This is a genomic window from Pseudomonas sp. C6002 (genome assembly GCF_013385805.1).
In the GTDB taxonomy this organism is placed as follows: Bacteria; Pseudomonadota; Gammaproteobacteria; order Pseudomonadales; family Pseudomonadaceae; genus Aquipseudomonas.
Map to the genome: position 1 here is coordinate 20,397 of NZ_JACAPH010000017.1, position 26,233 is coordinate 46,629.

24 protein-coding genes are annotated in these 26,233 nt (G+C 60.2%); 15 read left to right on the plus strand and 9 right to left on the minus strand.

Features of this window, described 5'->3' with window-relative positions:
- The first annotated feature begins 27 nt into the window (after window positions 1-27).
- Window positions 28-1,692 carry an energy-dependent translational throttle protein EttA gene (gene ettA / locus HX817_RS10445; RefSeq protein ID WP_003215833.1) on the plus strand — a complete coding sequence of 555 codons (1,665 nt, stop codon included), beginning with the start codon at window positions 28-30 and terminating at the stop codon, window positions 1,690-1,692.
- Window positions 1,693-2,041: 349 nt separating this feature from the next.
- The gene (gene gdhA / locus HX817_RS10450) at window positions 2,042-3,379 is read left to right on the plus strand and encodes an NADP-specific glutamate dehydrogenase (protein ID WP_003215835.1); all 1,338 of its coding nucleotides are present in this window, start codon (window positions 2,042-2,044) and stop codon (window positions 3,377-3,379) included.
- Here the strand turns inward: gdhA and HX817_RS10455 are convergent.
- The 4 genes from HX817_RS10455 to HX817_RS10470 all read right to left on the minus strand — a co-directional run bounded on the left by HX817_RS10455 (window position 3,376) and on the right by HX817_RS10470 (window position 7,125).
- The gene (locus HX817_RS10455) at window positions 3,376-3,873 is read right to left on the minus strand and encodes a GreA/GreB family elongation factor (protein ID WP_102606010.1); all 498 of its coding nucleotides are present in this window, start codon (window positions 3,871-3,873) and stop codon (window positions 3,376-3,378) included. The two genes, gdhA and HX817_RS10455, sit on opposite strands and share 4 nt — an antisense overlap.
- Before the next feature lie 70 nt (window positions 3,874-3,943).
- Window positions 3,944-4,300, minus strand: a complete 357-nt coding sequence (locus tag HX817_RS10460) for a hypothetical protein (RefSeq protein WP_003215838.1) — start codon at window positions 4,298-4,300, stop codon at window positions 3,944-3,946.
- Window positions 4,301-4,689: 389 nt separating this feature from the next.
- Window positions 4,690-6,543, minus strand: a complete 1,854-nt coding sequence (locus tag HX817_RS10465; RefSeq protein WP_177040200.1) for a DUF4105 domain-containing protein — start codon at window positions 6,541-6,543, stop codon at window positions 4,690-4,692.
- Between the two features lie 93 nt (window positions 6,544-6,636).
- Window positions 6,637-7,125, minus strand: a complete 489-nt coding sequence (locus HX817_RS10470) for a DUF3015 domain-containing protein (protein WP_003215845.1) — start codon at window positions 7,123-7,125, stop codon at window positions 6,637-6,639.
- 267 nt (window positions 7,126-7,392) lie between these two features.
- Between HX817_RS10470 and HX817_RS10475 the strand changes: the two genes are divergently transcribed.
- Window positions 7,393-9,831: a Lon protease family protein gene (locus tag HX817_RS10475; RefSeq protein ID WP_003215847.1), complete on the plus strand. Its 2,439-nt coding sequence runs from the start codon at window positions 7,393-7,395 to the stop codon at window positions 9,829-9,831.
- A gap of 200 nt (window positions 9,832-10,031) precedes the next feature.
- The gene (locus HX817_RS10480) at window positions 10,032-10,358 is read left to right on the plus strand and encodes a hypothetical protein (RefSeq protein WP_003215849.1); all 327 of its coding nucleotides are present in this window, start codon (window positions 10,032-10,034) and stop codon (window positions 10,356-10,358) included.
- Between the two features lie 57 nt (window positions 10,359-10,415).
- Here HX817_RS10480 and HX817_RS10485 read toward each other — a convergent pair whose 3' ends face one another.
- Window positions 10,416-12,251: a hypothetical protein gene (locus tag HX817_RS10485; protein WP_003215851.1), complete on the minus strand. Its 1,836-nt coding sequence runs from the start codon at window positions 12,249-12,251 to the stop codon at window positions 10,416-10,418.
- A 166-nt stretch (window positions 12,252-12,417) separates the two neighbouring features.
- Here HX817_RS10485 and HX817_RS10490 point away from each other — a divergent pair, with 166 nt between their 5' ends.
- Both HX817_RS10490 and HX817_RS10495 read left to right on the plus strand, forming a co-directional pair.
- The gene (locus tag HX817_RS10490; protein ID WP_003215853.1) at window positions 12,418-12,906 is read left to right on the plus strand and encodes a TIGR00645 family protein; all 489 of its coding nucleotides are present in this window, start codon (window positions 12,418-12,420) and stop codon (window positions 12,904-12,906) included.
- A 113-nt stretch (window positions 12,907-13,019) separates the two neighbouring features.
- Complete coding sequence (locus HX817_RS10495) at window positions 13,020-13,637, plus strand: FKBP-type peptidyl-prolyl cis-trans isomerase (RefSeq protein WP_003215854.1); 618 nt, start codon at window positions 13,020-13,022, stop codon at window positions 13,635-13,637.
- 54 nt (window positions 13,638-13,691) lie between these two features.
- Here the strand turns inward: HX817_RS10495 and HX817_RS10500 are convergent, their stop codons facing one another.
- The 3 genes from HX817_RS10500 to HX817_RS10510 all read right to left on the minus strand — a co-directional run bounded on the left by HX817_RS10500 (window position 13,692) and on the right by HX817_RS10510 (window position 15,645).
- On the minus strand, window positions 13,692-13,949 hold the full coding sequence (locus HX817_RS10500) for a hypothetical protein (protein WP_003215856.1): 258 nt from the start codon (window positions 13,947-13,949) through the stop codon (window positions 13,692-13,694).
- 197 nt (window positions 13,950-14,146) lie between these two features.
- Entirely contained in the window at window positions 14,147-14,488 is a 342-nt protein-coding gene (locus HX817_RS10505) for a zinc ribbon domain-containing protein YjdM (RefSeq protein ID WP_003215858.1), read from the minus strand.
- A 188-nt stretch (window positions 14,489-14,676) separates the two neighbouring features.
- A complete protein-coding gene (locus HX817_RS10510; RefSeq protein WP_003215860.1) occupies window positions 14,677-15,645 on the minus strand; it encodes a polyprenyl synthetase family protein in 969 nt (322 codons plus the stop codon).
- A 239-nt stretch (window positions 15,646-15,884) separates the two neighbouring features.
- On the opposite strand from HX817_RS10510, the gene rplU reads away from it, so the two are divergent.
- From rplU to HX817_RS10535, 5 genes are all read left to right on the plus strand, one after another.
- Window positions 15,885-16,199: a 50S ribosomal protein L21 gene (rplU, locus tag HX817_RS10515; RefSeq protein ID WP_003176051.1), complete on the plus strand. Its 315-nt coding sequence runs from the start codon at window positions 15,885-15,887 to the stop codon at window positions 16,197-16,199.
- A gap of 34 nt (window positions 16,200-16,233) precedes the next feature.
- Window positions 16,234-16,509 carry a 50S ribosomal protein L27 gene (gene rpmA / locus HX817_RS10520; RefSeq protein ID WP_003215862.1) on the plus strand — a complete coding sequence of 92 codons (276 nt, stop codon included), beginning with the start codon at window positions 16,234-16,236 and terminating at the stop codon, window positions 16,507-16,509.
- Window positions 16,510-16,702: 193 nt separating this feature from the next.
- The gene (gene cgtA, locus HX817_RS10525; RefSeq protein WP_003215864.1) at window positions 16,703-17,926 is read left to right on the plus strand and encodes an Obg family GTPase CgtA; all 1,224 of its coding nucleotides are present in this window, start codon (window positions 16,703-16,705) and stop codon (window positions 17,924-17,926) included.
- Window positions 17,927-18,049: 123 nt separating this feature from the next.
- On the plus strand, window positions 18,050-19,168 hold the full coding sequence (proB, locus tag HX817_RS10530; protein ID WP_003215866.1) for a glutamate 5-kinase: 1,119 nt from the start codon (window positions 18,050-18,052) through the stop codon (window positions 19,166-19,168).
- A gap of 17 nt (window positions 19,169-19,185) precedes the next feature.
- On the plus strand, window positions 19,186-19,650 hold the full coding sequence (locus HX817_RS10535; RefSeq protein ID WP_008432835.1) for a CreA family protein: 465 nt from the start codon (window positions 19,186-19,188) through the stop codon (window positions 19,648-19,650).
- 100 nt (window positions 19,651-19,750) lie between these two features.
- Here the strand turns inward: HX817_RS10535 and rpsT are convergent, their stop codons facing one another.
- Window positions 19,751-20,029: a 30S ribosomal protein S20 gene (gene rpsT / locus HX817_RS10540; protein ID WP_003215870.1), complete on the minus strand. Its 279-nt coding sequence runs from the start codon at window positions 20,027-20,029 to the stop codon at window positions 19,751-19,753.
- Between the two features lie 254 nt (window positions 20,030-20,283).
- Here rpsT and murJ point away from each other — a divergent pair, with 254 nt between their 5' ends.
- From murJ to lspA, 4 genes are all read left to right on the plus strand, one after another.
- Entirely contained in the window at window positions 20,284-21,822 is a 1,539-nt protein-coding gene (murJ, locus tag HX817_RS10545) for a murein biosynthesis integral membrane protein MurJ (RefSeq protein WP_008432837.1), read from the plus strand.
- A gap of 118 nt (window positions 21,823-21,940) precedes the next feature.
- Window positions 21,941-22,879: a bifunctional riboflavin kinase/FAD synthetase gene (ribF, locus tag HX817_RS10550; protein WP_003215874.1), complete on the plus strand. Its 939-nt coding sequence runs from the start codon at window positions 21,941-21,943 to the stop codon at window positions 22,877-22,879.
- 13 nt (window positions 22,880-22,892) lie between these two features.
- Window positions 22,893-25,724 carry an isoleucine--tRNA ligase gene (gene ileS, locus HX817_RS10555; protein ID WP_177040201.1) on the plus strand — a complete coding sequence of 944 codons (2,832 nt, stop codon included), beginning with the start codon at window positions 22,893-22,895 and terminating at the stop codon, window positions 25,722-25,724.
- Window positions 25,717-26,226, plus strand: a complete 510-nt coding sequence (lspA, locus tag HX817_RS10560; RefSeq protein ID WP_003215877.1) for a signal peptidase II — start codon at window positions 25,717-25,719, stop codon at window positions 26,224-26,226. The genes ileS and lspA overlap by 8 nt, the downstream gene beginning before the upstream one ends.
- Window positions 26,227-26,233 lie beyond the last annotated feature (7 nt).

Genomic DNA, 26,233 nt, shown 5'->3' on the forward strand with positions numbered 1-26,233 from the left:
TCATCAGTCACTGACGCTAGGTTCACCATGGCTCAATACGTCTTCACCATGCATCGGCTGGGAAAAGTTGTTCCGCCGAAGCGGGAAATCCTGAAAAACATTTCTCTGTCCTTCTTCCCGGGCGCCAAGATCGGCGTGCTCGGCCTCAACGGTTCGGGTAAATCCACCCTGTTGAAAATCATGGCCGGCGTCGACACCGAGTTCGACGGCGAAGCCCGCCCGATGCCCGACCTGAACATCGGCTACCTGCCACAGGAACCTATCCTGGACCCGACCAAGACCGTGCGTGAAGTGGTCGAGGAAGCGGTCAGCGTGATCAAGAACGCCCAGGCCCGCCTGGACGAGGTCTACGCGGCCTACGCTGAAGAAGACGCCGACTTCGACAAACTGGCGGCAGAACAGGCCAAGCTCGAAGCCATCCTGCAAGCCGCCGACGGTCACAACCTGGACCGCCAACTGGAAGTCGCCGCCGACGCGCTGCGCCTGCCGGCGTGGGACGCCAAGGTTGAACACCTGTCCGGTGGTGAAAAGCGTCGTGTGGCCCTGTGCCGCCTGCTGCTGTCGGCCCCCGACATGCTGCTGCTCGACGAACCGACCAACCACCTGGACGCCGATTCCGTCGCCTGGCTGGAGCATTTCCTGCACGACTTCCCGGGCACCGTGGTTGCGATCACGCACGACCGGTACTTCCTGGACAACGTTGCTGGCTGGATCCTCGAGCTCGACCGTGGCGCCGGTATCCCTTACGAGGGCAACTACTCCGGTTGGCTGGAAGCCAAGTCCGACCGTCTGGCCGCCGAATCCAAGCAACAGTCGGCCCATGAAAAGGCCATGAAAGACGAGCTGGAATGGGTGCGTAAAGGCGCCAAGGCGCGTCAGTCGAAATCCAAGGCCCGTCTGGCGCGTTTCGAAGAGATGCAGTCCCAGGAATTCCAGAAGCGTTCCGAGACCAACGAAATCTACATCCCGGCCGGTCCGCGCCTGGGTGACAAGGTCATCGAGTTCAAGAACGTCTGCAAGGGCTACGGCGACCGCGTGTTGATCGACAACCTGTCGTTCTCCATGCCAAAAGGCGCCATCGTTGGCGTGATCGGCGGTAACGGTGCGGGTAAATCCACGCTGTTCCGCATGCTGATGGGCAAGGAGCAACCGGACTCGGGCACCATCGAAGTCGGCGAAACCGTGCAACTGGCTTGCGTTGACCAGAGCCGCGACGACCTCGACGGCAGCAAGACGGTGTTCCAGCAGATTTCCGACGGTTCCGACCAGATCCGTATCGGCAACTACGAAATCCCGTCGCGCACCTACGTGGGTCGCTTCAACTTCAAGGGCGGCGACCAGCAGAAGTTCGTCAAGGACCTGTCCGGTGGTGAGCGCGGTCGCTTGCACCTGGCCCTGACCCTGAAAGAAGGCGGCAACGTATTGCTGCTCGACGAGCCGTCAAACGACCTCGACGTTGAAACCCTGCGTTCCCTGGAAGAAGCCCTGCTGGACTTCCCGGGCGCCGCCATTGTGATCTCTCACGATCGGTGGTTCCTTGACCGTGTGGCCACTCACATCCTGGCGTACGAAGACGACTCCCAAGCCGTGTTCTTCGAAGGCAACTACACCGAATACGAAGCCGATCGCAAGAAACGCCTCGGCGAAGCAGCTGCCCAGCCGCATCGTGTACGGCACAAGAAACTGGCCTGATTCGGGTTGGTGGTTTGAACAAGCGGGGCCTTCGGGTTCCGCTTTTTTTTGCGTGTTTCCAGGTGGACCGCGTCGTCTGCATCGCAGGCAAGCCAGCTCCCACAGTTGACCGCATTGTCATGGATGTACTGGATCAAATGTAGGAGCTGGCTTGCCTGCGATAGCGGATTAACTGTTGGTGCAAAGCCTGGATTGAAATCCTCATTAAGGTGCAAAAAACGCCTGTATTTATATCTAATGCACCATTTAAATTCACAAAAGCGACATTTTGCCCTGTCGCGGTGCGACATGAATTGATAAAGTCCGGGACAAATCTCCTTTAACGACAATAAATTTGCCGAGACTTTTCATGATCGAATCCGTTGAATCCTTCCTTGCCCGCCTCAAGAAACGCGACCCCGACCAGCCGGAATTCCACCAGGCCGTGGAAGAAGTCCTGCGCAGTTTGTGGCCGTTTCTTGAAGCCAATCCCCACTACCTGAACTCGGGCATCCTGGAGCGCATCTGCGAGCCGGAGCGTGCGATTGTGTTCCGGGTGTCGTGGGAAGATGACCAGGGCAAAGTACGGGTCAACCGCGGGTTCCGGATCCAGATGAACAGCGCCATCGGCCCTTATAAAGGTGGCCTGCGCTTCCACCCGTCGGTGAACCTGGGCGTGCTGAAATTTCTCGCCTTCGAACAAACCTTCAAGAACTCCCTGACCTCGCTGCCCATGGGCGGCGGCAAGGGCGGCTCGGACTTCGATCCCAAGGGCAAGAGCGACGCCGAGGTGATGCGTTTCTGCCAGGCGTTCATGAGCGAGCTGTATCGCCATATCGGCTCGGACGTGGACGTGCCCGCCGGTGATATTGGCGTGGGCGCCCGGGAGATCGGCTTCCTGTTCGGCCAGTACAAGCGCCTGAGCAACCAGTTCACCTCGGTGCTGACCGGCAAGGGCATGAGCTACGGCGGCAGCCTGATTCGCCCGGAGGCCACCGGTTTTGGCTGCGTGTACTTCGCTGAAGAAATGCTCAAGCGCAACGGCGAGCGGGTCGAAGGCAAGCGCGTGGCCATCTCCGGCTCCGGCAACGTCGCCCAGTACGCGGCGCGCAAGGTCATGGACCTGGGCGGCAAGGTGATTTCCTTGTCCGACTCCGAAGGCACTCTGTACTGCGAAAGCGGTTTGACCGAAGAACAATGGTCGGCACTGCTTGAACTGAAAAACGTACAGCGCGGGCGCATCAGCGAACTGGCATCGCGTTTCGGCCTGGAATTCCGCGCCGGCAAAGCACCATGGGAACTGGCCTGCGACATCGCGTTGCCCTGCGCCACCCAGAATGAACTGGACGCCGAAGCGGCGCGCACCCTGTTGCGCAATGGCTGCGTCTGCGTGGCCGAAGGCGCCAACATGCCGACCACCCTGGAGGCGGTGGATATCTTTATCGAGGCCGGCATCCTGTTCGCGCCGGGCAAGGCGTCCAATGCCGGCGGGGTGGCGGTGAGCGGGCTGGAGATGTCGCAGAACGCCATGCGCCTGCTGTGGACCGCCGGTGAAGTGGACAGCAAGCTGCACAACATCATGCAGTCGATCCACCATGCGTGCGTGCACTACGGCGAAGAGAACGGCCGGGTCAACTACGTGAAGGGCGCCAACATTGCAGGCTTCGTGAAGGTTGCGGATGCAATGCTGGCCCAGGGCATCGTTTAACCCTCGGGTTCGATGCGCAGGATTTCGATCAACTGATCACCGACGGGGCGCCTCCACAGCACCTCGTCGCCCACCTGTGCACCCAGCAGAGCGCGGCCCAGTGGCGAACCCCAGTTGATCAGGCCCACCGTGGCGTCGGCCTGGTCTTCGCCCACTAACTGAATGCGCTGCGCTTCGTCCTGTTCGTTGGCAAAGGTCACCCAGCTGCCGATTTGCACCTTGTCGGTGGAGGTTGCCGGCGCCACCACCTGTGCGCTTTGCAGGCGCTGGTTGAAGTAACGCAAATCCCGCTCAAGGTCGGCCTGGCGCTGTTTATCGGCCTGCTCGCCCTTGGCGGATTCTTCGCTGTGCTCATGCTGCAACTGCGCGACCCTGGCCTGCAATTGTGCAAGTCCGCGGGCAGTGAGGTGATTGGGTTGCGCGCTGACCTGGCGTTCCACCGGTTGGCTGGCCTGGGCAGCGGCGCTGTCTTCGTTGACGAAAGCTCGACTCATGACGTTCTCCTGCTATGGAGTTTGGGCCATGGTCGCAGGGGTTAAGTTTCGCTGGATGTCTGGAAGCGACCTATTGCGAGCGAAAGGCCCTGGCAGCGTCGCGGTCTTTTTCCTGTTGCCAGGCGCGTTCGCGGTCGTCCCAGTGGCGATTCTTGTAGTCGTTCAGGTCTTCGTTCTCGCGCATGGCCTTGCATTGGCGAAAGCCATCATCCCAGCCTTCGGCGTAGGTGCGGTCTTTCAGGTAGCGCGGGACGTTCTTGCGAAATTCCCCGGTGATCACCCCGGCAGCCTGGCGGCCGCTGCTGCAACCGTCGTCATAGCCATCGGCGAAGGCGGGTGGATAACCCTTGGCCAGCAAATCCTCATGGGTTGATTGGCAACCCGACAGCAGGGCCAACAGGCCCAGCACTACAGCGTACCGCCACATCGCTTGCTCCCTGGCCGTTGAACGGCTGATGGGGGAAGTGTAGGAGTGGATTCGTTCGGGGTATGTGAAACGGATGTGAGAAATCCGTGTGACGCTGCGGCTTCGGGCGATCACGCGCCCCCTGTGGCGAGGGAGCTTGCTCCCGCTGGGGCGCGAAGCGGCCCCTGTTCAGGGTATAGAGATATTACAGAGAGGGTGAGGTGTCTGGTTTTGGGGCTGCTGCGCAGCCCTGCGGGAGCAAGCTCCTTATGGACTAATTAGAGATCGTTCCCACGCTCTGCGTGGGCATGCCGCTCTGGACGCTCTGCGTCCGCTTTTAAAGGTCGTGACGCAGAGCGTCACAGGATGCATTCCCCCGCGGAGCGTGGGAACGATCTACGGCTCAGGGATTAATAGTGATACCACTTCACTTCCAGCATCACTTCGTTCACCGGTGTCGCGAGGTGGCTGTAATCCCGCTGCGCACTCAGTCTCAGCCCCAGGTTGCGCGACAATTCCCACTGTTGATTCAGGCTGATACTGCGCCGCACCTCGCCATTGGTGAAGAAGTCACCCTTGGCTTCCAGGCTCAGGTTGCCCAGCGGGTTGCGCCACAACACACCTGTATTGAACCCGGCAGCCGGGGAGATGGCTTCACCGAAGTCGCTGTTGTGCTCCACGCGCACCGTGCCAAGGGCGAAGCCAAGCATGTCGTCGCGCAGTTGCCAGGTGCCGCCCGCGCCACCGTTGACGTGGCTGACGAGGGTCTCGTCGTCATGCTTGCCCGGTACGCGCTCCAGGCCGCCGGTGACTTGCCACGACCACGGCTGCAGCAGCTCGTTGCGTGGGGTCAGTGAGCGGATGGTTGCCAGATCCAGTTGCTGCAATTGCCAGTGGTTGCCTTCGTACTGGCGCAGTTTCATTTGCAGGATTTCAATCTGCGCGCCCAAGGGAAAGCCTTCGGCGTTGTCGTTCAGGTCGTGGTAGGCCATGCGCAGGCCGTATTCGCCGAAGGCCTTGTCGCCCCGGGTGCCGATGCCGGCTTGCCAGGTGCGGGATTCGTGGCCGTCTTCGGGCAGGCCGGGGCGTTCGATCTTCAGGTCCGGCGCCGGGTTCTGGTTGATCGCCCGCAGCAGTTCGAAGCTGCGCTGGGAGCGTTCGGTGTCGCGCTCCAGGCCGTTGGCGCGGTAGCGGCCAAGGCGGTAGGCGGCGTCGATGATCAGGGCCTGGCGGTCTTTGGCGATGGCCTTGAACGCCGGGTCCTGCAGTTGTTTCTGGTCGTCGCTGATCTTCAGCACCCATTGCTGCTCGTCGCTGTCCAGCGGCTTGGCGCGTTCCAGCAGCTCCCGTTCACGGGAAGGGCGGTAATCGATTTTCTCCACCAGGCCGGCTTCTTTCACGGCTTTTACCGTGTCGGTAGGGATCGCGGTCAGCGGGAATTGTTCGGTTAACCGCAGGCTTGGGCGGGCCACTTGCAGCAGTTCCAGCAGGCGATAGGAGCAGTTTTCGTCGAAGAAGAAATAGTCGAATTGGATCTGCTTGAGTTCCCACACGTGCTCGACCATGCGCTCGGTCTCGACCTGGGTCAGGTTCAGGCGGTATTCCCACAGGTCGCGGTTCTCCAGGCTACGGTATTCCGAGAGTTTTTCCTGGTAGGGCACCAGCGCGAACAGGCCCGGGTAGCCGCCCATCAGGCCCTTCCAGGCGTAGAGGATGCTGTTGTCCGAGCCTTCGATATAGGCGCCAAAGTTGATCGCGTAGCTGAGCAGGGCGGTGTTGTTGCTCTGCACGTCAGCCTGGTCGATGCGCAGCAGGGTATGGCCGAACATTGATGACGGGCTGTTGAGGTAGGCCGCCGGGAAGATCATCACCGCGCTGTGGGGGGCGACGTCCTTGAACCATTGCTTGAACTCCTTGCAGTCCAGCGTCGGCAAGTCGCTCAGGTGCAACTGGTCCTTGAGCCAGCGTGTACGTGCCGGGTAAACGCATTGGGCGTGCTTTTCGCCGAGGCTGGCCGGGGCATACAGCGCCTCGACAGTGGCCTTCAGCTCCTGGTCCGGATGGTGGGCGCCATCGGGAGCGAGGAAGAATTTCTTGTCGCTGACATAGCTGCGCCAGCCTTTGAACTTGCCGGATTCGTAGTGCCCCAGCGAAAGCCAGAACGGGTCGTTGGCCAGTTGCTGCAAACGTTGATCATCAAGGTGCGGCGCCGCATAAAGCGGGGCGCAGGCGAAGAGTGCCAGGTAGGCAAGGCGTTTGAGCATGTGGGCAACTTAAGTCGAGATAAAAAGACCCAAAGGGGAGGCAGGTCCAAAAATAATAAAACCCGTGCCTCGAAAGGCACGGGCGGGTCGAGCTTAAGCCTGGGTAGCGTATTTCGCCAGACGGGTGTCGCTTTTCAGTACAGCCAGGGTGTTGTTGTGCACGTCATCAGCGGTTACGTCAGCCTTGCTGAAGATTTGCTGGAAGTGCTCGTGAGTCACAGCGGCAAAGTGCTCGCGATCTTCAGGAGCAACGCCCAGTACTACAGCGTAGGTAGTCAGCGCTTCGCCGTTACCCTTGGCCATGTCTTCGGACAGCTCGTTCATCATGCCATTCATGGCAATCCACGATTTGCCCCCGTAGGTCAGTGCGCTGTTGGTGCTGCAGCCGTTGGTGCCCGAGGTCATGCCGAACGTGGCGTTACCCGAGGTACCGTTGGTGGTGGAGGCCAGGAAGTGAGCCGGAGTGCCGCGTTGGCCTTCGAACAACATGTTGCCCCAACCGCAGTTCGGGCCACCTGGCGCTTCTGCCATTGCATTGAGGGAGACGACGGTGAAGAGAGTACCGAGAAGGATCCGTTTCATAGCTTTGTTCTCTTTGTGTGCAAACCAATGGACAAGGGTTCAGGTGCCTGACAGCACCCTAGGGGTCGGTTATTAGTCCAACCCGCAGCAGGTTGGAGTTTAGGCATGATCCAAGGGTTCCGTGACTTTTTATGAAACAAGCCGGAAACACTCGGTTTTTTTACAGCCCCGAACACGGGTCTATGCTTTCCCCAAGCCGTCCTTGCCAGCCGGCCCAACCCGGCGCCAGAATGCCGTCATCTGCCCCGCCTGATGTAAGGAAGCCCGATGCCTGATCCTGTTGCTGCCAGCTTGCGTCTAGCGCCCGAAGCGCTGACTCGTCCTTTTTCCGCTGAACAGTTCAGCTTCTCGACCACCAATGATTTGGAGCCCTTTCGCGGTGTGCTTGGCCAGGAACGTGCGGTCGAAGCCTTGCAGTTTGGTGTGGCAATGCCACGCCCCGGTTACAACGTATTTGTGATGGGCGAGCCCGGTACCGGGCGCTTTTCGTTCGTCAAACGCTACCTCAAGGCCGAAGGCAAGCGCCTGCAGACCCCGGCCGACTGGGTCTACGTCAATAATTTCGATGAGCCTCGCGAACCCCGCGCGCTGGAACTGCCTGCGGGCGGTGCTGCCGCGTTCATCTCCGATATCAACGGCCTGATCGACAACCTGGTCGCGACCTTCCCGGCGGTGTTTGAACACCCGACGTATCAACAGCGCAAAAGCGCCATCGACCGTGCCTTCAACCAGCGTTACGACCGTGCCCTGGACGTCATCGAGCGCCTGGCCCTGGAAAAAGACGTGGCGCTGTACCGTGACAGCACCAACATTGCGTTTACCCCGATGCTCGACGGCAAGGCCCTGGACGAGGCCGAGTTCTCGCAGTTGCCCGAAGCCGACCGCGAGCGTTTCCACACCGATATTTCCGAACTGGAAGAACGCCTCAACGAAGAACTCGCCAGCCTGCCCCAGTGGAAGCGCGAGTCCAATAACCAGATGCGCCAGTTCAACGAAGAAACCATCACGCTGGCCTTGCAGCCACTGCTGGCGCCGTTGTCCGAAAAATATGCGGAGAACGCGGCCGTCTGCGGCTACTTGCAGGCGATGCAGGTCTACCTGCTGAAAACCGTGGTCGAGCAACTGGTGGACGATGCGAAAACCGACGCCCAGGCCCGCAAGTTGCTGGAAGAACAGTACTGCCCGAGCCTGGTGGTGGGGCATCCGATCAACGGTGGCGCCCCGGTGGTCTTCGAGCCGCATCCGACCTACGACAACCTGTTCGGTCGTATTGAATACAGCACCGACCAGGGCGCGCTCTACACCACCTATCGCCAATTGCGCCCGGGTGCGCTGCACCGTGCCAACGGTGGTTTCCTGATCCTTGAAGCCGAAAAGATGCTCAGCGAGCCGTTTGTATGGGACGCCCTCAAGCGTGCCTTGCAATCGCGCAAGCTGAAGATGGAATCACCGCTGGGCGAACTGGGCCGCCTGGCCACGGTGACCCTCAACCCGCAAGTGATCCCGTTGCAGCTCAAGGTGATCATCATCGGCTCCCGCCAGTTGTACTACGCGTTGCAGGACGCGGATCCGGACTTCCAGGAGATGTTCCGGGTACTGGTGGATTTTGACGAAGACATCCCGATGGTGGATGAAAGCCTGGAGCAGTTCGCCCAGTTGCTGAAAACCCGCACCTCGGAAGAAGGCATGGCGCCGTTGACCTCCGATGCGGTGGCGCGGCTGGCGACCTACAGCGCGCGGTTGGCGGAGAACCAGGGCCGCTTGTCGGCGCGTATCGGTGATTTGTTCCAGCTGGTCAGCGAGGCGGACTTCATTCGTCACTTGGCCGGTGATGAGCGCACCGACTCCGGGCACATCGAGCGCGCACTCAAGGCCAAGGCCACGCGCACCGGGCGGGTGTCGGCGCGGATTCTCGACGACATGCTCGCCGGGGTGATCCTGATCGACACCGCCGGCGCGGCGGTGGGCAAGTGCAACGGGCTGACGGTGCTGGAGGTGGGTGACTCGGCGTTTGGTGTGCCGGCGCGGATTTCTGCCACGGTGTACCCGGGCGGCAGCGGCATCGTCGATATCGAGCGTGAAGTTAACCTCGGCCAGCCGATTCACTCCAAGGGCGTGATGATCCTCACCGGTTACCTGGGCAGCCGTTATGCCCAGGAATTCCCGTTGGCGATCTCGGCGAGTATCGCCCTTGAGCAGTCCTACGGCTATGTCGACGGCGACAGCGCGTCCCTGGGCGAAGCCTGCACCTTGATCTCGGCCCTGTCGAAGACGCCGCTCAAGCAGTGCTTTGCCATCACCGGCTCGATCAACCAGTTTGGTGAGGTGCAGGCGGTCGGCGGGGTCAACGAGAAGATCGAAGGTTTCTTCCGTCTTTGCGAGGCCCGCGGGCTGACCGGCGAGCAGGGGGCGATCATTCCCCAGGCCAACGTCGCGACACTGATGCTCGATGAGAAGGTGTTGCAGGCCGTGCGGCAGGGGCAATTCCACGTCTATGCCGTGCGTCAGGCCGACGAGGCCTTGAGCCTGCTGGTGGGTGAGCCTGCGGGTTCGCCCGACGAAGAGGGGCAATTCCCCGAAGGCAGCGTCAATGCGCGGGTGGTGGAGCGTCTGCGGGCGATCGCCGAGATGATCAGTGAAGATGACCTGAAGGAAGCCGAGAAGGAGTTGGCGCAGGAAGCACTGGCTGAGACCAAGCCGGTGTAATCAATGCCGAAGGGGCCTGGTTCCAGGTCCCTTCGGCATATTTTTGACGCCGTCGTGACGGCAGTCATCCGTTGGTCCCCCAGCCTTGGTTTGTACCGGGTTTCTTCTATTCTCAGCTCAAGGGATAGCCACAGGAGTCGCTGGATAGAAACAGTCTTGCCTTGCGAGGCTGAATACCGGATCTACCGAGGGTCGCCGCCATGTCGCGCAACCTCTGCCTCACCCGCCAGTGCCTGGGCCTGGTCACCCGTATCGAATGTTCCATTCGCCCTCTCGCGGGGGATACCGGGATGTGGACCTTGTTGTTTGCCGCCGGAATGACCGGCGAACAACCCTCCACCATCAAGTCCCAAGGCCCGTTCCACGGACCTTTCGTGGCACAAACCATCCTCGATTCGATTGTTGAAAGCCTGACCCTGCACGGGTACGAGCTGGCTGACGACCCGCAGATCTGGTGCCTGCACCTGCAGGCGCACTTGCGACAACTCAACGGTGGGCGGCAGACGGTGCTAAGCGATATCCGCTGACCGCACTCCCCCCGTAGCAGCTGGCGCTCGACAGCTGCTACGGGGGCGGGGGAGGGGCTATGGCTTGGGGGCAGGGGCCGCCTCGGGTTTGTCCAGCTTCACCTCAAACCCATACTGCACCGTGTCCAGGCCGGTGCGCTGGTAGGTTTCCAATGTCGTCGGCTGGCCGTAGAAGTAATGCACGTCGAACAGCGCCGTGCCGTATTCCTCGGCGCGGTGGCTGACGCCGAGAATTTCCTTCAGGTAGTTGCCGCTGGCGTCCTTGGCATAGAACCGCCAGCTGTCAGAGGGGAACAGCTTCTGGTCGACAATCAGCGCGTTGTCCTTCAGCTCCAGGCCCTTGGGCAGTTGCCCGGCAGTGAGGCTGCCTTTCTCGATGGTCGCCAGGAACAGCGGCATTGATCCGACGGCAAACCCCGGGTTTTCAGGGAACAGGTTCAGGTCATAGGTGATGGTGCCGCGCCCCGGGTCGACCTCGTAGGCTTCGGCGGGCAGTTCGATCGGCTCGCCAAGCTTGCCTTCGTCGTTGGCGGTGAGGAACGTCACCGGGGCATCGCCGCCGCCGCGGTCCTCGCCCAGCAGGTCGTCGTTGAAGGTGTAGGGGTGATCGAACTCAACGTGCGCCGCACTGGCGTCATCCACCGACTGGTTGATGGTGACGCTTTTCTTCAGTTGGTCTTCGGACAGGGTGGCGTCCTTGAGCCAATCCGCGGCCTGGTCGTCATACACGGTGACGGGCATCGGCAACGGCTGTACGGTTTTTTCCAGGCTGTTCTTGTCGAAGCGCCGTACGGGCAGGTCCAGGTCCTTGCGGGTCACCGTGGCCTGGGAAAAGTCGAGTACGCTGACTTGCACATTGTCGATCAGGCCATTGAAGTACACCTTGGTGTAGTGGCTGTTCTGCTTGAGCTCGAAGGCTTTCTGCTCGTCTTCCAGCTGTTTCTCGAAGGCGTCGGACCAGGCCTTCTGCTTCTGCATTTCGGCCAGTTGCTTCTCGTAGAACGCCAGTTGCGCGGCGTTTTCGTTGATCGAGCCCGAGCGCGAGAGAAATTGCCCGGTGGTGTCACGAGCCTGCACCAGCAACGGGTTCGGCGATTCGTCCGCGACTTCCGGCGCCAGCGGGGCGCTGTTGGTCAGTTCGATCTCGGCGTAGTTCTTTTCCAGGGCCAGCAGGGTGACGGTGACGTTTTCTTCGGTGCGCTTGCGGCCCACGTCCTTTTTCGACAAGTCGAAGGTGAAGACTTTACGCGGGGCAATCACTTCCACCTTGCCCTTGAGGGTGACGGGCTGCGGCTGGCTTTTGTTCTCCGTCTCGACGCCTTCGACGAACGGGTAGGTCACCGTCAGGTCATCGGGGTTGGTCAGGTTGGAACTGGTGGGGCTCAACTGGATGCCCGGATCGGTTTCCGACCATTCCGGCTGGAACGGGATGACCTTGTTGTTGCTCAGGGTCACCGACTGCCATTCCAGGCCGTGTGGGAAGGGGAACTGGTCGGGCATGTTGAAGTTGAACGGGAAGATCGGCTGCAGGTCCGTCAGGTAGTCCGAATGGGACGCCTTGCGCAGGACAAACAGGCCATTGATGTAGGTATCGACCAGGGCCTGCGGCGTAGGGTAATGCTTGAGCAGCGCCAGGGCGTCTTCGCTGTACTCGGCCTCGATGGGCTTGGTGGCGAGCTTGGCGCGCGCCCGTTCCAGCAACAGCAGCGAGCCTCCGAGCTCGGACACGGCGTCCTTGAGCTTGGGGTCCTGGATGGCGTCCAGGGATTGTTCGAACTTGGCGGTTTTCTCTTCGAGACTGGCTTGCTTGTGTTCATCGCTTGGGGAACAACCGCTGCCCATCAGCAACGCCGCACACAGGCCAAGGCTGGCCAAAGGGGATCGCACATCCATTATCTGAGTTTTCCTGTCCGACATCATCGAGCCGAGTTGATGAGCTCGACACTAGCAGAAAAATTCCTTAACAGATGCCGTACAGATCAGTTTTCTCGACGGTTTCTGGGGTTTGGGTGCGGCTGGTATACTCGCCGCCATTTTTAGCCAAGCTGTGTGAGATTCAATGGAACGCTTTATCGAAAATGCAATGTATGCCTCACGCTGGCTGTTGGCGCCGATCTATTTCGGGCTGTCCCTGGGGCTGCTGGCGCTGGGCCTGAAGTTCTTCCAGGAAGTGTTTCATGTGATTCCCATCGTGTTCACCATGAGCGAGTCGGATGTGATCCTGGTGCTGCTGTCGTTGATCGACATGGCCCTGGTGGGCGGCCTGCTGGTGATGGTGATGATCAGCGGCTACGAGAACTTCGTCTCCCAGCTGGACATCGACGAAAGCAAGGAGAAGCTCAACTGGCTGGGGACCATGGACTCCTCGTCGCTGAAGATGAAGGTCGCGGCGTCCATCGTGGCGATTTCGTCGATCCATCTGCTGCGGGTGTTCATGGACGCCAAGAACGTCGATCCCGAGCACCTGAAATGGTACGTGATCATTCACATGACCTTCGTGGTGTCGGCGTTTGCCATGGGCTACCTGGACAAGGTTACCAAGCATTAATCAGCCCCTGGCGCTCTCCTGCGCGGGGCTCATCAAGGGCGTGGCTTGTGTGCTAGTCTGCTCGCCCTTTTAGTTTGGACGGCACCTGTGTCGTCCTACAGCGGAGCCTTTCCATGTCCGAAGTTAATCTGTCCACCGACGAAACCCGCGTGAGCTACGGCATTGGCCGTCAGTTGGGCGACCAGCTGCGCGACAACCCGCCACCGGGCGTGAGCCTGGACGCGATCCTGGCTGGCCTGACCGACGCTTTTGCCGGCAAGCCTAGCCGTGTGGACCAGGAGCAAATGGCCGCCAGCTTCAAGGTCATCCGCGAAATCATGCAAGCCGAAGCCGCTGCAAAGGCTGAAGCTGCTGCTGGCGAAGGCCTGGCTTTCCTGGCTGAAAACGCCAAGCGTGACGGCATCACCACCCTGGCTTCCGGCCTGCAATTTGAAGTGCTGACTGCAGGTAGCGGCGCCAAGCCGACCCGTGAAGACCAGGTGCGGACTCACTACCACGGCACCCTGATCGACGGCACTGTGTTCGACAGCTCCTACGAGCGCGGCCAGCCTGCGGAATTCCCGGTTGGCGGCGTGATCGCCGGCTGGACCGAAGCCCTGCAACTGATGAATGCCGGCAGCAAATGGCGCCTGTACGTGCCGAGCGAACTGGCTTACGGCGCTCAAGGCGTTGGCAGCATCCCGCCGCACAGCGTTCTGGTATTTGACGTCGAGCTGCTCGACGTTCTGTAAGACCTTACCTGCAGGAGCGAGCCTGCTCGCTCCTGCAGTGTTTTGCGCGGTTGCTCATGGATGAAACTTGCCATTGAGATCCGTCACCGGGCGCAACGCTCGGGCATAGCAGAACAGAAACAGATTTCTCACCACTTCCTTCAGCACCCCGGGCTCACTGGAACTCAGGCCATTGACGTCCAGGTCGCCCTGATCCTGCAGTTCGCTTAACGCCTCTTCTTCCAGCACCGCGCAGACTTCCCCGGTTTCCCGATGGAGGATTCGCAGGTAAGGGTGTGGACGGTCCAGCCAGGCATCGATCAAATAAGTCATGGGAAGTATCTCCTTGATGGGTTTCAATGAGAATAATTCTTATTCGTAGAATAGCAAGTCCCTATTGGCCATTTCCGGACTTTTCTGTGTGGATATTGTTTTTGATCAAAAGGCCTGGCCTTTTGCCGCCAGTGCGGAAGTGACGCGGGGAGGGTGAAGCGCCATCCCGTGCAGGGCACGGGATGGAGGCAGCATAGTCAGACCTTGCGGACGAACTCGGACTTGAGTTTCATCGGGCCGATACCGTCGATCTTGCAGTCGATATCGTGGTCGCCATCGCACAGGCGGATGTTCTTGACCTTGGTGCCGACCTTGACCACCAGGGACGTGCCCTTGACCTTGAGGTCCTTGATCACGGTGATGGTGTCGCCGTCCTGCAGGACGTTGCCCACAGAGTCTTTCTTCACGGATTCATCGCTGGCCGCCTCGGCTTCGCCGCCGACGGCCCACTCATGGGCGCATTCCGGGCAAATCAGCTGGGCGCCATCTTCGTAGGTGTATTCGGAATTGCATTTCGGGCAGGGTGGCAACGTGCTCACTAAAGCTCCTTTGGTTTCAGGATGGCTAAAAAGCGCACATTGTATAGGGTTTTAGCCGGGCAGGGGGCAGCAACGCCAGAGAACGCTGCGGGAGCTGGCTTGCCTGCGATGCAGGCACCTCGGTTTGTCTGTTACACCGCGGTGATGCAATCGCAGGCAAGCCAGCTCCTACATGGAGCAGAGCAGAATCAGTGAGTACGGGCGACCGCGAACTCACTCAGCTCAACCAGGGCGTCCCGGTATTCGCTGGCTGGAAGGGCTTCCAGGCATTGGATCGCGCGAGCCACGTAGTCACGGGCCAGTTGCGCGGTGTATTCGAGGGAACCCGAGGCTTCCACGGCTTCGCGGATGCTTTCCAGGTCTTCGATCCCGCCTTTCTGGATCGCCTTGCGCACCAGGGCGGCCTGTTCCGGCGTGCCTTCGCGCATGGTGTAGATCAGTGGCAAGGTCGGCTTGCCCTCGGCCAGGTCGTCACCGACGTTCTTGCCCAGGGTTTCGGCGTCGCCGCGATAGTCCAGCAGGTCGTCCACGAGCTGGAAGGCCACGCCCAGGTGATCGCCGAACGTACGCAGGGCTTCGCTCTGCTCGGGCGTCGCTTCGCACAGGGCGGCGGCGCTGTGGGTCGAGGCTTCGAAGAGCATCGCGGTTTTGCCGCGAATCACTTCCATGTAGGTTTCTTCGGTGGTGCTGGCGTCGCGAACCTTCGACAGCTGCAACACTTCGCCTTCGGCGATGATGCGCGTGGCCTGTGAAAGAATCTTCATCACCGGCATCGAGCCCAGCTCGACCATCATTTCGAACGAGCGCGAGTACAGGAAGTCGCCCACCAGCACGCTCGGCGCATTGCCCCACATCGCGTTGGCCGTCTCGCGACCACGGCGCATGCCGGACATGTCGACCACGTCGTCGTGCAGCAGGGTGGCGGTGTGCAGGAACTCGATGGTCGCGGCCAGCAGGCGCAGGTCATCGCCTTCGCGGCCCAGGGCCTTGCCACACAGCAACACTAATAAAGGACGCAGGCGTTTACCGCCGGCCGACGTAATGTAGTCGCCAATTTTGGAGACCAGCGGCACTTTAGAAGTCAGCTGCTTCTTGATGATGCCGTCGACGGCGCTAAAATCGTCCGCCACCGCGCGGTAGAAAGCTTGGGGTTGCATCAGCGACAGTCGCTCCAGAAGGGTTGCGCGGCATGCTAGGACCCGCGTCCCGTAGTGTCAAGGCGCGATAGACGGCTACTTGCAACACCTCCATAGCTTGCGTACAATCGCGCACCCTGAACTTCCTGGGCAGCACCTGCCTTACGCAATTGCATTCGGGACGTCCATCCCATGCAGCCATGCCAGCCAATACCTCTTCTTATAAAGCGCTGGGTGAGCAGGATTATCGGAGAAATACCATGTCGTACGCAGTAATTGTTACTGGTGGCAAGCAATACAAGGTCGCCCCAGGTGAATACCTGAAGATCGAGAAGCTGGAAATCGCTACTGGCGAATCCGTTACTTTTGATCGCGTTCTGTTGGTCGCCAATGGCGATGACGTGAACATCGGCGCTCCAGTTGTTGCAGGCGCTACCGTTGTGGCTGAAGTGATCTCCCAAGGTCGTCACGATAAAGTCCGCATCATCAAGTTCCGTCGTCGTAAGCACCACATGAAGCGTATGGGCCACCGCCAGTGGTACACCGAGATCAAAATCACCGGTATTCAGGCTTAATTTCAGCCTAATTCCTCACTAGGAGAATTGACTCATGGCACACAAAAAAGCTGGTGGTAGTACCCGTAACGGTCGCGACTCAGAAGCCAAACGCCTTGGCGTGAAGATGTATGGCGGCCAGGTTATCATTCCGGGCAACATCATCGTGCGTCAGCGCGGCACCCAATTCCACGCCGGTTACGGTGTTGGCATGGGTAAAGATCACACTCTGTTCGCTAAAATCGACGGCGTGATCAAGTTTGAAGTAAAAGGCGCTTTCAACCGCCGTTACGTGAGCATTGTCCCGAAGACTGAAGTCGTCGCGGCATAATTACGTAGTTGCTGGAAAAGCCCTGTCTCGCGACGGGGCTTTTTCGTTTGTGGGGTGAGTCTCTTGCAAAGCTGTTTGTGATGGGCGAAAGCAGTGGGTTTGCGGTCGTTGCTTGAGGTCGCTGCGCTCATTTTTGCAAGAGTCTTATGTCTTGGTTTCTTAAGCTCGTCCGTGTGGCGAGAGGCGTTTTGTTATGAAGTTTGTTGATGAAGTTTCGATCCGAGTAAAAGCTGGCGACGGCGGTAACGGTTGCATGAGTTTCCGTCGGGAAAAATTCATCGAAAACGGTGGTCCTAACGGCGGTGATGGCGGTGATGGCGGCTCGGTCTACATGATCGCCGACGAAAACCTCAACACCCTGGTGGACTACCGTTACACCCGGCACTTTGATGCCGAGCGTGGCTCCAACGGCGGCAGCACTGACTGCACCGGTAAAAAAGGCGAAGAACTGGTACTGCGGGTTCCGGTCGGCACCACCGTTATCGACTCCGCAACCCAGGAAGTCATTGGTGACCTGACCAAAGCCGGTCAGCGCCTGCTGGTGGCTCATGGCGGCTGGCACGGTCTGGGTAACACCCGTTTTAAGTCCAGTACCAACCGTGCGCCACGCCAGACCACGCCGGGCAAGCCAGGCGAGCAGCGTGACCTCAAGCTGGAAATGAAGGTGCTGGCTGACGTGGGCCTGCTGGGCTTGCCGAACGCCGGCAAAAGTACGTTCATTCGCTCGGTGTCTGCTGCCAAGCCGAAAGTCGCCGATTACCCGTTCACTACCCTGGTGCCGAACCTGGGTGTGGTCAGCGTTGACCGCTGGAAAAGCTTCGTGGTTGCGGACATTCCGGGCCTGATCGAAGGCGCTTCCGACGGCGCAGGCCTGGGGATCCGTTTCCTCAAGCACTTGTCCCGCACCCGTTTGCTGCTGCACCTCGTCGACATGGCGCCGCTGGATGACACCAGTGCACCGGACGCTGCTGAAGTGATCGTCAGCGAGCTGACCAAGTTCAGCCCGTCCCTGGCTGAGCGTGATCGCTGGTTGGTGCTGAACAAGTGCGACCAGATCCTCGAGGAAGAGCACGAAGAGCGCGTCAAGGAGATCGTTGATCGCCTGGAATGGACCGGTCCGGTCTACGTGATCTCGGCCATTGCCAAAGAAGGCACTGAGCGCCTGACTCGCGACATCATGCGTTACCTCGAAGACCGTGCCGATCGCCTGGCCGCCGACCCTGTCTACAAGGCCGAGCTGGCTGAACTGGATCAGCGCATCGAAGACGAGGCTCGTGCCCAGTTGCAGGCGCTGGATGATCAGCGTGCCCTGCGTCGCAGTGGCGTCAAGTCGGTCCATGATATCGGTGACGATGATTGGGACGAGGAAGACGTGGATGATGAAGATGGTCCGGAAATCATTTACGTGCGCGACTGATTCGTTGCAGTAAACTTAAGCGCCGCTCAATCGAGCGGCGTTTTGGTATCTGGAAATCGGTAGTCACGAATAACGTTATGGGCGGCGCTGGGTCGCGCGGCCCTCTATCTAAGGTTGAAGATGATGCGGAGCAAGGTGACAGGTGCGCAGCGTTGGGTCGTTAAGATCGGTAGCGCGCTGCTGACGGCGGATGGCAAGGGGCTGGATCGTGCGGCCATGAGTGTCTGGGTGGACCAGATGGTGGCCTTGCATGAGGCCGGCGTCGAGTTGGTGTTGGTGTCGTCCGGGGCGGTTGCCGCCGGCATGAGCCGCCTCGGCTGGACCGCGCGACCCAGCGCGATGCATGAGCTGCAGGCTGCCGCCGCCATTGGTCAGATGGGCCTGGTACAGGCCTGGGAGTCCAGCTTTGCCGAGCACGGGCGCCACACGGCGCAGATTCTGCTGACCCATGACGACTTGTCCGACCGCAAGCGCTACCTGAATGCCCGCAGCACCCTGCGCGCCCTGGTTGAACTCAAGGTGATCCCGGTGATCAACGAGAATGACACCGTGGTGACCGACGAGATTCGCTTCGGTGACAACGACACCCTGGCAGCGCTGGTGGCCAACCTGGTTGAGGCTGATTTGCTGGTGATCCTCACGGATCGCGACGGCATGTTCGACGCTGACCCGCGCAATAACCCTGAGGCCCAGCTGATTTACGAAGCGCGTGCCGATGATCCGGCGCTGGATGCGGTGGCTGGCAGTGTCGGCGGTGCCCTGGGGCGTGGCGGCATGCAGACCAAGCTGCGTGCGGCACGGCTGGCGGCGCGTTCCGGCGCGCATACCATCATCGTTGGCGGTCGGATTGAGCGGGTGCTGGATCGTCTCAAGGCGGGCGAGCGCATCGGTACGCTGCTGTCGCCTGAGCGCGGAATGCTGGCGGCGCGCAAGCAGTGGCTGGCGGGGCATCTTCAGACGCGCGGTACCCTGGTGTTGGATGCTGGTGCGGTTTCAGCGTTGTCCCAAGGCAACAAAAGCTTGTTGCCGGTGGGTGTAAAACTGGTCCAGGGCAGCTTCCGCCGTGGCGAAATGGTGGTGTGTGTGGCGCCGGATGGTCGTGAGATTGCCCGTGGCCTTGCCAACTACAGCGCCCTTGAGGCGCAGAAAATCATCGGGCAGTCGTCTGAGGCGATTGTCGGTCTGTTGGGTTACATGGCTGAGCCGGAGCTGGTTCACCGGGATAACCTGATTCTGGTTTAAGTAAAAAGGAAGTCTCGATGCGCGTAATGAAGGGATTGCTCGGTTTGCTGCTGGCGATGCCGTTGCTGGCGTCGGCCGAAGAGATTGGCCAGGTGTCGACGGTGTTCAAGTTTGTCGGCCCCAATGACCGGATCGTGGTCGAGGCCTTTGATGACCCGAAGGTGGATGGCGTGACCTGCTACCTGTCTCGCGCCAAGACGGGCGGGGTAAAGGGTGGGTTGGGTCTGGCGGAGGATCGCGCCGAGGCGTCGATTGCCTGTCGCCAGGTAGGTGCGATTCGCTTCAAGGGCGAGCTGAAGGATGGGGATGAGGTGTTCAAGGAGCGCACGTCCCTGGTCTTCAAGACCATGCAGGTGGTGCGTTTCCTCGACAAGAAGCGCAATACCCTGGTGTATCTGGTCTACAGCGACCGCTTGATCGAAGGCAGCCCGCAGAATGCGGTGACGGCGATTCCGATCCTGCCGTGGCCCACAGCGCAATAAATCTGAAGCAGAGCCGGCATGCCGGCTCTTTTTTTGGCTTTCCCAAATCGCAGGCAATAAAAAACCGACCCTGGGGTCGGTTTTTTAACAAGCTTATCGCTTAGGCTGCAGCAGCAAGGTTCAGAGCCTTGATGTGGCCATTCAGACGACCTTTATGGCGAGCAGCTTTGTTCTTGTGGATGATGCCTTTATCGGCCATACGGTCGATAACTGGCACAGCCAGAACGTAAGCAGCTTGAGCTTTTTCAGCGTCTTTTGCGTCAATGGCTTTAACTACATTCTTGATGTAGGTACGAACCATGGAACGCAGGCTGGCGTTGTGGCTGCGACGCTTCTCAGCCTGTTTTGCACGTTTTTTGGCGGAAGGTGTGTTGGCCACCGTCGAGCTCCTCGAAAGACTTTTTAGGAAATAGCAAACAAAATAGGCCGCGAATCATGCCGATGAGTTGAAGTCTTGTCAAGGGCGTGTGATGCGAACTGCTGAGTGGTCGATCTTAAGAGGCGGGTGATTTATTTCCGGCGCTTGACCTGTAAACTCGCGAGCTTTGGCTCTGTGCTTGTTGCAGGCGCGGAGTATCGCATATGTGGGCCGTTTGTTCGCCTGCTCTTTATCTATAGGCAAAAACTCTTTCAATGAATCTGCTCAAATCGTTGGCCGCTGTCAGCTCTATCACTATGATTTCCCGGGTTCTGGGGTTTGTGCGTGACACGCTGCTGGCGCGTATTTTTGGCGCCAGCATGGCCACGGATGCCTTCTTTATTGCCTTTAAACTGCCCAACCTGCTGCGGCGGATCTTCGCCGAGGGGGCTTTTTCCCAGGCATTCGTGCCGATTCTGGCGGAGTACAAGGCCCAGCAAGGCGAGGAGGCGACCCGCACCTTCATTGCCTATGTTTCGGGTTTGCTGACGTTGGTGCTGACGCTGGTGACGATCGCCGGGATGCTCGCCGCGCCCTGGGTGATCTGGGCCACGGCCCCCGGTTTTGCCAATACACCGGAAAAATTCGCCCTGACCACTGATCTGTTGCGGGTGACCTTTCCTTATATATTGCTGATTTCCCTGTCGTCCCTGGCCGGGGCGATCCTCAATACCTGGAACCGTTTCTCGGTGCCGGCCTTCGTGCCGACCCTGCTTAACGTCAGCATGATTATTTTTGCGCTGTTCCTGACACCGTATTTCGATCCGCCTGTGATGGCCCTCGGCTGGGCGGTCCTGGCTGGTGGCCTGGCACAACTGCTGTACCAGCTGCCGCACCTGAAGAAAATCGGCATGCTCGTGCTGCCGCGTTTGAATCTCAAGGACACCGGCGTCTGGCGGGTGATGCGCAACATGCTGCCGGCAATCCTCGGGGTTTCCGTCAGCCAGATTTCCCTGATCATCAACACCGCCTTCGCCTCGCTGCTGGTCTCGGGTTCGGTGTCGTGGATGTACTACGCCGACCGTCTGATGGAATTGCCGTCCGGCGTGCTCGGCGTGGCACTCGGCACCATCCTGCTGCCAACGCTGTCGCGTACCTATGCCAGCAAAGACCGCCACGAATATTCGCGGATTCTCGATTGGGGCCTGCGCCTGTGCTTCGTGCTGGTGCTGCCGTGTGCCGTGGCCCTGGGGTTGCTCGCCGAGCCGCTGACCGTCGCACTGTTCCAGTACGGCCAGTTCACTGCGTTTGACGCCTCGATGACCCAGCGTGCGCTGATCGCTTATTCCGTCGGCCTGCTGGGCATTATCGTGATCAAGGTGCTGGCCCCCGGCTTTTATGCTCAACAAAACATCCGTACCCCGGTAAAGATCGCGATCTTCACCCTGGTGGTTACCCAACTGCTCAACCTGGCGTTCATCGGTCCGCTGAAGCATGCCGGGCTGGCGCTGGCGATCAGTGTGGGGGCCTGCATCAACGCCGGGCTGCTGTTTTATCAGCTGCGTAAACAGAAAATGTTCCAGCCTCAGGCGGGCTGGGGCTCGTTTGCGCTCAAGTTGGTGGTGGCGGTGGGGACGATGGCCGCGGTACTGCTGGGCCTGATGCACTTCATGCCGGCCTGGGAGCAGGGCCATATGCTCGAGCGCTTCATGCGCCTGGGAGCGTTGGTGGCGGCTGGTGTGCTGGTGTACTTCGGCATGTTGCTGCTGATGGGCTTCCGCTTGCGGGATTTCAATCGCAAGTCACTGAGCTAGAGACTTTTCGTCGATAAGACGGTTGTTTTATCGATTCGCGCAAATGGCCTGCGCTGTTGCCTGTCGTCCGGGGCCGGGTGTGGTTATAATCGACCACTTTATGAGCAAGAAGCGCGTTATGCAGCTGGTTCGAGGTCTCCACAACCTGCGCCCCCAGCATCGGGGCTGCGTCGCCACTATTGGCAACTTTGACGGTGTTCACCGTGGCCACCAGGCTATCCTGGCCCGCCTGCGTGAGCGTGCGGTTGAGTTGGGCGTGCCCAGCTGCGTGGTGATTTTTGAACCACAGCCGCGCGAATTCTTTACCCCGCAGACGGCGCCGGCGCGTCTGGCCCGCCTGCGGGACAAGCTGCAACTGCTGGCTGAAGAAGGTGTGGACCGCGTCCTCTGCCTGGCTTTCAACCAGCGCTTGCGCAGCCTCAGCGCCGCCGAGTTCGTCGACCGTATCCTGGTGGACGGCCTCGGCGTGCAGCATCTGGAGGTCGGCGACGACTTCCGTTTCGGTTGCGACCGGGTAGGGGATTTCGATTTCCTGCAGCAGGCCGGCGTCACCCAGGGTTTTACCGTCGAAGCCGCGCAAACCGTCGAACTGGACGGCCTGCGCGTGAGCAGTACCCAGGTGCGTAACGCCCTGGCCGCTGCCGACTTCGCCTTGGCCGAGCGTTTGCTCGGTCGCCCGTTCCGGATTGCCGGGCGGGTGCTGCACGGCCAGAAGCTGGCGCGCCAACTGGGCACGCCAACCGCCAACGTGCAGCTCAAGCGCCGTCGTGTGCCACTGACCGGGGTTTACCTGGTGAGTGTCGACATCGACGGCCAATCGTGGCCCGGAGTCGCCAACATAGGCGTCAGGCCCACGGTTGCAGGTGATGGCAAAGCCCACCTGGAAGTTCACCTTTTGGATTTTGCCGGTGATTTGTATGACCGGCGTTTGACGGTGGCTTTCCACCAAAAGCTGCGTGAAGAGCAGCGTTTCGCCTCCCTGGAGGCGTTGAAAACGGCGATCAATGCGGATGTCGCCGCCGCCCGTGCACTAGCCGCACCTAGCGCCCATCGCTAATGAAGAGCCTTAAATGACCGACTATAAAGCCACGCTAAACCTTCCGGACACCGCCTTCCCAATGAAGGCCGGCCTGCCACAGCGCGAACCGCAGATCCTGCAGCGCTGGGACAGTATTGGCCTGTACGGAAAGTTGCGCGAGATTGGCAAGGATCGTCCGAAATTCGTCCTGCACGACGGCCCTCCTTATGCCAACGGCACGATTCACATCGGTCATGCGCTGAACAAGATTCTCAAGGACATGATCATCCGCTCGAAAACCCTTTCGGGTTTCGACGCGCCTTATGTCCCGGGCTGGGACTGCCACGGGCTGCCGATCGAACACAAGGTCGAAGTGACCTACGGCAAGAACCTGGGCGCGGATAAAACCCGCGAACTGTGCCGTGCCTACGCCACCGAGCAGATCGAAGGGCAGAAGTCCGAATTCATCCGCCTGGGGGTGTTGGGCGACTGGGCCAACCCGTACAAGACCATGAACTTCAAGAACGAGGCCGGTGAAATCCGCGCCTTGGCCGAAATCGTCAAGGGCGGTTTCGTGTTCAAGGGCCTCAAGCCCGTGAACTGGTGCTTCGATTGCGGCTCGGCCCTGGCTGAAGCCGAAGTCGAGTACGAAGACAAGAAGTCCTCGACCATCGACGTGGCCTTCCCGATCGCCGACGAAGCCAAACTGGCGCAAGCCTTCGGCCTGGCGAGCCTGGCCAAGCCAGCCTCCATCGTGATCTGGACCACCACCCCGTGGACCATCCCGGCCAACCAGGCGCTGAACGTGCACCCGGAATTCACCTACGCCCTGGTGGACGTCGGTGACAAACTGCTGGTGCTGGCTGAAGAGCTGGTGGAGGCGTGCCTGGCCCGCTACAACCTGCAAGGCTCGGTGATCGCGACCACTACCGGGTCCGCGCTGGAACTGATCAACTTCCGTCACCCGTTCTACGACCGCCTGTCGCCAATCTACCTGGCCGAGTACGTTGAACTGGGCGCCGGCACCGGCGTGGTTCACTGCTCGCCTGCCTATGGCGTTGACGACTTCGTGATCTGCAAGCAGTACGGCCTGGTCAACGACGACATCATCAATCCCGTGCAAAGCAACGGCGTGTACGTGCCGTCCCTGGAATTCTTCGGTGGCCAGTTCATCTTCAAGGCCAACCCGGCGATCGTCGACAAGCTGGCGGAAGTCGGTGCGCTGCTGCACACCGAAACCATCACCCACAGCTACATGCATTGCTGGCGTCACAAGACCCCGCTGATCTACCGCGCCACTGCGCAGTGGTTTATCGGCATGGACAAGGAGCCTATCCGCGGCGAAACCCTGCGCAAGCGTGCGATCAAGGCGATCGAAGACACCAAGTTCGTTCCGGCCTGGGGCCAGGCGCGCCTGCACTCGATGATCGCCAACCGTCCGGACTGGTGCATCTCCCGCCAGCGCAACTGGGGCGTGCCGATTCCGTTCTTCCTGAACAAGGAAAGCGGCGAGTTGCACCCACGTACCGTCGAGCTGATGGAAGAGGTTGCCCAGCGCGTTGAACAAGAGGGCATCGAAGCCTGGTTCAAGCTGGACGCCGCCGAGTTGCTGGGCGACGAAGCGCCGCTGTACGACAAGATCAGCGACACCCTCGACGTCTGGTTCGACTCGGGTACCACCCACTGGCACGTACTGCGCGGCTCGCACCCGATGGGCCACGAGACCGGCCCGCGTGCCGACCTGTACCTGGAAGGTTCGGACCAACACCGTGGCTGGTTCCACTCCTCGTTGCTGACCGGTTGCGCGATCGACGATCACGCCCCGTACCGCGAGCTGCTGACCCACGGTTTCACCGTCGACGAGAACGGTCGCAAGATGTCCAAGTCCCTGGGCAACGTGATCGCGCCGCAAAAGGTCAACGACACCCTGGGCGCCGACATCATGCGCCTGTGGGTTGCCTCTACCGATTACTCGGGCGAGATGGCCGTTTCCGAGCAGATCCTGCAGCGCAGCGCCGATGCCTACCGCCGGATCCGTAATACCGCACGCTTCATGCTGTCGAACCTGACCGGTTTCAACCCGGCCACCGACATCCTGCCGGCCGAGGAAATGCTCGCCCTGGACCGTTGGGCCGTGGACCGTACCCTGTTGCTGCAGCGCGAGCTGCAAGAGCACTACGGCGAATACCGCTTCTGGAACGTCTACTCGAAGATCCACAACTTCTGCGTGCAGGAGCTGGGTGGTTTCTACCTCGACATCATCAAGGACCGCCAGTACACCACCGGCGCCAACAGCAAGGCCCGCCGTTCGGCGCAGACCGCGCTGTACCATATCTCTGAAGCGCTGGTGCGCTGGATCGCCCCGATCCTGGCATTCACCGCCGACGAACTGTGGGAATACCTGCCGGGCGAGCGTAACGAGTCCGTGATGCTCAACACCTGGTACGAAGGCCTGACCGAATTGCCGGCCGACTTCGAGCTGGGCCGCGAGTACTGGGAAGGCGTAATGGCCGTCAAGGTTGCCGTGAACAAGGAACTGGAAGTGCAGCGCGCGGCGAAGGCCGTTGGCGGCAACCTGCAGGCCGAGGTCACGCTGTTTGCCGAGGAAGGCCTGACCGCTGACCTGGCCAAGCTGAGCAACGAACTGCGCTTCGTCCTGATCACCTCGACCGCCAGCCTGGCGCCGTTTGCCCAGGCGCCTGCAGATGCCGTTGCGACCGAAGTCCCGGGTCTCAAGCTCAAGGTGGTCAAGTCCTCCTTCGCCAAGTGCGCCCGTTGCTGGCACTGCCGTGAAGATGTCGGCGTGAACCCCGAGCAACCGGAAATCTGCGGTCGTTGCGTCGACAACATCTCTGGCGCTGGCGAGGTTCGTCACTATGCCTGAAGCCAGTCGTTTTGGACGCCTGGGCTTGCTCGTGTTGAGCGTGCTGGTGCTGGTCATTGACCAGCTCAGCAAGGCTCACTTCGAAGGCGCCCTGGAGATGTACCAGCAGATCGTGGTGATTCCCGACTACTTCAGCTGGACCCTGGCCTACAACACCGGCGCTGCGTTCAGCTTCCTGGCTGACAGCTCCGGCTGGCAGCGCTGGCTGTTTGCCCTGATCGCCGTGGTGGTCAGTGCCGTGCTGGTAGTCTGGCTCAAGCGCCTGGGGCGTAACGACACCTGGCTGGCCGTTGCGTTGGCGCTGGTGCTGGGTGGCGCATTGGGCAACCTCTACGACCGCATTGCCCTGGGCCATGTGATCGACTTTATTCTGGTGCATTGGCAGAACCGCTGGTACTTCCCGGCGTTCAACTTTGCCGACAGCGCCATCACCGTCGGTGCAATCATGCTGGCGTTGGATATGTTCAAAAGCAAGAAAACCGGAGAGACCGTTCATGACTGAACAGGTA